The 5,102-nt window shown below is 69.2% G+C and carries 6 protein-coding genes; 2 read left to right on the forward strand and 4 right to left on the reverse strand.

Annotation, left to right across the window (positions count from 1 at the left end):
- On the forward strand, positions 1 to 890 hold an 890-nt coding region (locus tag ELR45_RS21155; protein ID WP_205856976.1), incomplete at its 5' end, for a LysR family transcriptional regulator.
- Here ELR45_RS21155 and ELR45_RS21160 read toward each other — a convergent pair.
- The 3 genes from ELR45_RS21160 to ELR45_RS21170 all read right to left on the reverse strand — a co-directional run bounded on the left by ELR45_RS21160 (position 887) and on the right by ELR45_RS21170 (position 3,684).
- Positions 887 to 1,756 carry an alpha/beta fold hydrolase gene (locus ELR45_RS21160; RefSeq protein ID WP_165367982.1) on the reverse strand — a complete coding sequence of 290 codons (870 nt, stop codon included), beginning with the start codon at positions 1,754 to 1,756 and terminating at the stop codon, positions 887 to 889. The two genes, ELR45_RS21155 and ELR45_RS21160, sit on opposite strands and share 4 nt — an antisense overlap.
- 154 nt (positions 1,757 to 1,910) lie before the next feature.
- Entirely contained in the window at positions 1,911 to 2,558 is a 648-nt protein-coding gene (locus ELR45_RS21165; RefSeq protein ID WP_129668117.1) for a TetR/AcrR family transcriptional regulator, read from the reverse strand.
- A gap of 52 nt (positions 2,559 to 2,610) precedes the next feature.
- A complete protein-coding gene (locus ELR45_RS21170; protein ID WP_129668118.1) occupies positions 2,611 to 3,684 on the reverse strand; it encodes an SDR family oxidoreductase in 1,074 nt (357 codons plus the stop codon).
- A 156-nt stretch (positions 3,685 to 3,840) separates the two neighbouring features.
- On the opposite strand from ELR45_RS21170, the gene ELR45_RS21175 reads away from it, so the two are divergent.
- Complete coding sequence (locus ELR45_RS21175; protein WP_129668119.1) at positions 3,841 to 4,455, forward strand: TetR/AcrR family transcriptional regulator; 615 nt, start codon at positions 3,841 to 3,843, stop codon at positions 4,453 to 4,455.
- Positions 4,456 to 4,506: 51 nt separating this feature from the next.
- Here the strand turns inward: ELR45_RS21175 and ELR45_RS38570 are convergent.
- The coding region (locus ELR45_RS38570; RefSeq protein WP_205856977.1) for an NAD(P)-dependent alcohol dehydrogenase at positions 4,507 to 5,102 on the reverse strand (596 nt) is incomplete at its 5' end.

Raw genomic sequence — 5,102 nt, forward strand, 5'->3', positions numbered from 1 at the left:
GAGCTTGTCCGATGGATCCCAGGCTGAGCTGGCTGACCTCGTTCGTCACCGTCGCCGAAGAACTGCATTTCGGGCGGGCGGCGGAGCGGCTGCATCTGAGCACGTCGGCGGTGAGCAGGCATGTCAGGCTGCTCGAGGAGGCCATGAGCGTGCCGTTGTTCGAGCGGACGAGCCGCAGCGTGCTGCTGACGCCGCAGGGGCGGCGGGTCTATGGTGAGATCGCGGTGCCGGTCGCCACGATCGACGGTGCGCTGCGGCGTACCGGGATCGGCGCCGACGGTGGGACGATCAGTGTCGCCTATGTGAGCGCGCCAGGGGAGCGGATGATCCCGCGCGCCGCGGCCATGTTCGCCGGCGACCCGCTCGGTGTGGAGCTCAGGCTCCTGCCCGCCAGCTCGAGCGAGCAACGCTCCGGACTGCTCGAAGGCCGGGTGGACATCGGCGTGCAGTGGATGTTGCCCGGGGCTCCCGTGCCCAGCGGCCTGGAGATGACGCCCATCCGGGACGAACCGCTGGTGGTCGCTTTGCCGCCGGACCACCACTACGCGAACAGTCACGACCTGCGACTGGTGGACCTGGCCGGCGAGGATTGGTTGATGGCCGTCGACTCGTCCGACCTGGCCCTGCGGCAGGGATTCGTGGCAGCGTGCCAACGGGCCGGGTTCCTGCCGCGGATCCGTGGTGAGGCGACAGGCTTCAAGGCGCAGCTCAGCCTGGTAGCGGCGGGACGCGGGGTGTGTTTCGCGCCGGCCGCGGCACAGGAGACAGACGGCTTCGGGGTCTGCTTCGTCCGTATCCACGACCTGCACGTGAGCCTGGTCGCGATGACCCGGCCGGCACCCGGCCGGGCCATGCTTCGCTTCGTCGAGCTGCTGCGGGCGGCGGGCTAGGTGACCACATAGTCGACGACGAGCTTGAGCACGCCCTCGTCGAGCAGGATGCGGTGGTGGCCCAGGCCGTCCGTGGTGGCCAGCTCCGCTTCGGGCCAGGCCTCGGCGAGCGCGGCACCGTCGTCGTACGGGTTCCGCCGGTCCTGCCGGTCGTGGACCACGAGCGCCGGCGGGACGTCCTCGTCGGAGCTGATCCGCAGCGCGTTGAAGTCGTCGAGAGGGCGGCCGGCGAGCTGCCCGAGGCGAGCGAAGAGATGTCTGCGAGTCCGGCGTCCGTAGCCGAGCAGGTGCTCGAGGCGGTCGGTGGTGGCGACCGGGTCCGGCGCGGGCGCGATGAACGCGAGCCGCCTGGTCCGTGCGCCGTCGCGGACGGCGAGCGCCGTGGTGGCAGAGCCCAGGGAGTGCGCGACGATGCCGTCGGGCTCCCCGTGCCGTGCGACGACGGCGGTGATGGCGTCGATGAAGTCGACGGCGCTGGCCCGGCCGTCTCCGAGAGCGCTGGGATCCGAGTCGCCGTGGCTGGGTGCGTCGAATGCGATGACGCGACACCCGGCCGCGAGCAACGGATTCACGAAGGCTCCGAGCTGCCCTCGCCAACCTCCCCATCCGTGGGCGAGCAGAACGGTGCGTCCTGCAGAGTGTGGCCTCTGGCGCTCGTCGTGCCGGACGTCGGCGGACGTCGGCTCCCAGATCTCGACGGCGATACGCCGGCCGTCGGACAGGGCGACGTCGGAACGGACACCGTCGTGCGGACGGTTGTCATGCCGTCGTTCGGCTCCGCCCGGCAGCGTGCACCAGATCCGCAACGCCCACCTGCCTGCCACCCGGGGAGCGATGCGTTCCAGGATGGTGAACGCCGCCCGCATGGCCGTGATACGGCCATCTTTGGGACGAACGGTCGTGCTTTTTTCTGTCGATACTGCGATCGGCATGAGGAACCTCGCTTGGTCTAGGTCGTCGGCGGGTCGGGCGGGATGTCGTGGAGGGAAGGGTCTCGGTGGGTGGATCTTGGTGGGTGGGTCAGCGGATCGAGGGTGAGGTCGCGTCCCTCGGGTCGGGCCGGGCGGCTCCGGCGTCAGCGTCGGGCCGGTAGGTGTCCAGCAGGCGCTCGAAGGCGCGTCGCGCCCTGACCTCCGCGGACTCGTCGCGGAGGAGGCGATGTGAGTGGTAGAAACCGAGCATGATGCCGTCCAGCTCGGTGGCGAACTGGTCGGGATCCGCATCGTCGCGGAACCGGCCCTCCGCGATGCCGGTGCGGAACACGTGAGCCAGCGTGTCGAGCAGGTCCCTGTGGTCCTGAGCCAGCTGGTCCCGGACGGGTCCGTCATCCTCGTCCAGCTCGGTGGCGGCCTTGACGAACAGGCACCCGCCTGGCATCCGGTTCAGTCCACACTCGAGCCAGCGCTCGAACAGCTCGCGGACCCGCGGCTCGCCACGTGGAGCCGCCAGTGCCGGCCTGACGACCGTGTCGATGAACTCGGTGCGGGCTTCGTTGAGCACGGCGAGCTGAAGGCTCTCCTTGGACTGGAAATGAGCGAACAGTCCGCTCTTCGACATGTCGCTGACCATGGCCAGCTTGCCGATGGTCAGCCCGCGCAGCCCGACCTGGTAGGCCGTCGTGACGCCGTGCCGGACGATCTCGCGGCGAGTGTCGGCGCCTTTACTCATGGACCCAAAATAGCACGGACGTGCGGTAGATCGGCACCCTAGGCCGGCGGCGTTACCTCGCGGCGGCCGGTTGGCCCCGCCGGCGACGTGTGCTGGACGGCGAGACGATGCCGTATTCGATGAGGCTTTCGGCGGTATCGATGATGGTCTGCTGCACCGGGCGCATGGTCCAGCCCAGCTCTCGCTTGGCTCTGTCGGAGCTGACCAGTTCCTCGCGGCCGACCAATTGCAGGGCCAGGCGCATCGTCGGGTCGAAGCGGGCTACGATCCACACCAGCCAGGTCGGCACGCCCGCCGTGGGCACCCGGAATCCACGGGGGTTGAACTCCGTCGCGAGGACCTTGGCGATCTCTCTCATCCATATGTTGCCGCCGGCGCAGATGTAGCGGTTTCCAGCCGCCTGTGGGAGCTCCATGGCCAGCCGGTGTGCGACAGCAAGGTCCCGCACGTCCACCGTGGCGAATCCGATAGAGGGGGATCCGGGCTGCTCTCGGGCGAGCAGCATGCGGACCACATCCACCGATGTGTTCACACCCTCCGTCTGTACCGGGCCGAGCACCAGGCCGGGGTTGATCACGGCCAGCTCGAGGTGCTGATTCGCAGGCATAGCGGCTATGTAGTCCCAGGCTGCCCGCTCGGCGAGGGTTTTGCTCTTCTGGTAGGCGGGACTGCGCTCGACGACCGACCAGTCCTGCTCGGTGCGCAGAGTGGGGTGGTGCTCGTCGTGCCCGAACGAGACGGCGGCGATGGACGAGGTGAGCACCACGCGCTTCACGGTGCCACTCGCGGCGGCGGCCCGCAGCACCCGCAGCGTTCCGTCGACGGCGGGCCGGATGAGCTCGTCCTCGTTGTCCGGCGTTCCGCCGGGGAACGGTGAGGCCACGTGCATGACGTGGTCGCATCCGGCGACGGCGTCGGCCCACCCGGCGTCGGAGTCAAGGCCGGCGGCGACGAGCTCCAGGTCCGCGCCGTGCCGATCGGCGAGGCCTTGGAGGTGGGACACTTTCGCGGTGGCCGACAGGTCGCGTACGGTCCCGCGGACGGCGTACCCGCGCTCGAGCAGGTCGCGTATGCAGTAGCCGGCGATGAAGCCCGATGCGCCGGTGACGAGCACCCGTTCTGGCATGGTCGATCATTCCTCTCGGTCAGGTGTCCCGCGTTCCGGCACGGGATGGCTTCGTGCTCAGGCCCGGATCTCGATCTAATCAACGTTTAGTATCTAAATACTGTATAGATCCTATGCGTGTCGACTGTCAAGGTCCGAGCTGCATACGCTCACCCTGTGCCATCGAGCCGGACGAGCTACCACCACGGGGCGCTGCGCGAAGAGCTGCTGCAGGCCTGCCTGAATTTGATCGAGACCGAGGGTGTCGGCGCCGTGAGCTTGCGGCGCGTGGCTCGCGAGGCGGGTGTCAGTCCCGGCGCGCCCTACCACCATTTCGCCGACCGGGCGACGTTGCTCTCCGCTCTGTCTTCCCGGGGATACGATCTGATCGCCGAGCGGATGACGGCCGCCCGGGCGGCGGCCGGGGACCCGGTGCGGGCGCTTGCGGCGATCGCCGAGGAGTACGTGGCGTTCGCCCGGCGCGAGCCCGGATATTTCTGGGTCATGTTCCGGCCGGAGCTGTCGGCGTCGAAGAAGCATCCGGACGCGCGTCAGGCCGGTGATGCCGCCTTCCGCCTCCTCATCGACACGGTGGACGACTGCGTCCGTGCTGGCGTCGTGACCGAGAGCGACGCGGACGCCGTCGTCCTCGCGGTATGGGGGCTCGGCCACGGCCTGGCGTCGCTGTGGCTGGATGGACACATCGAGGGCGTCAGCGACAAGCTGAGCGGCCCGCCTGAGGAGGCCATGAGCCAGATCTCCCGGCTGGTCGAGTCGGTCATCGCGCGGTAACTCCGCCGTCGATGGGCTGCGACGCCGGGAGCACGTGCAGCTCACCGCCGGTCATGGTCGTGCCCCTGCTTCGACGGCCACCACGGTCTTGCCCTGCGCGTGACCCTCGCCTTGGCGGGCGAGGGCTTCCGCGATCTCGGCGAACTCGTAGGTGCGCTCGATGATGGGCCGCACCTCGCCGGACTCGATCATTTTCGCGAGTGCCGTGAGGTCGTCCGGGTTGGGCTTCGCCATGAACGCCTTCGTCTTGGGGCCGCCGAACCGGGGCGAGAGCGCGGCCCGGAGGAGATACGGGAGCGGGCCGAGGAGATTGCCGCCTGGCATGCCGGTGGCGGCGACGTAGACGCCGTCGCGGCGCAGGACCCGCCGGTAATCGGGTACCGCGTGGCTTCCGGCGAGGTCGAAGATGACGTCGTAGGGCTGCTCGCCCCGAGTGAAGTCCTCTCGGGTGTAGTCGACGACGTCGTCGGCGCCGATCGAGCGCACGAGGTCGAGGTGGCGCGTGCTGCACACACCGGTCACGTTAGCGCCGAGCGACTTGGCGACCTGTACCGCGAACGTGCCGACGCCGCCGGACGCGCCGTTGACCAGTACTCGGTGGTCGGCCCGGACGCCGCCGGCGTCGCGTATACCCTGCAGCGCCGTGA

This window comes from Phytoactinopolyspora endophytica, from assembly GCF_004138495.1.
Taxonomy (GTDB): domain Bacteria; phylum Actinomycetota; class Actinomycetes; order Jiangellales; family Jiangellaceae; genus Phytoactinopolyspora; species Phytoactinopolyspora endophytica.

What these genes read in the sequence shown, in the direction of transcription:
- ELR45_RS21160 (WP_165367982.1), bottom strand. Translation starts at nt 1,756, where the DNA reads ATGCGGGCGGCGTTCACCATCCTGGAACGCATCGCTCCCCGGGTGGCA.
- ELR45_RS21165 (WP_129668117.1), bottom strand. Translation starts at nt 2,558, where the DNA reads ATGAGTAAAGGCGCCGACACTCGCCGCGAGATCGTCCGGCACGGCGTC.
- ELR45_RS21170 (WP_129668118.1), bottom strand. Translation starts at nt 3,684, where the DNA reads ATGCCAGAACGGGTGCTCGTCACCGGCGCATCGGGCTTCATCGCCGGC.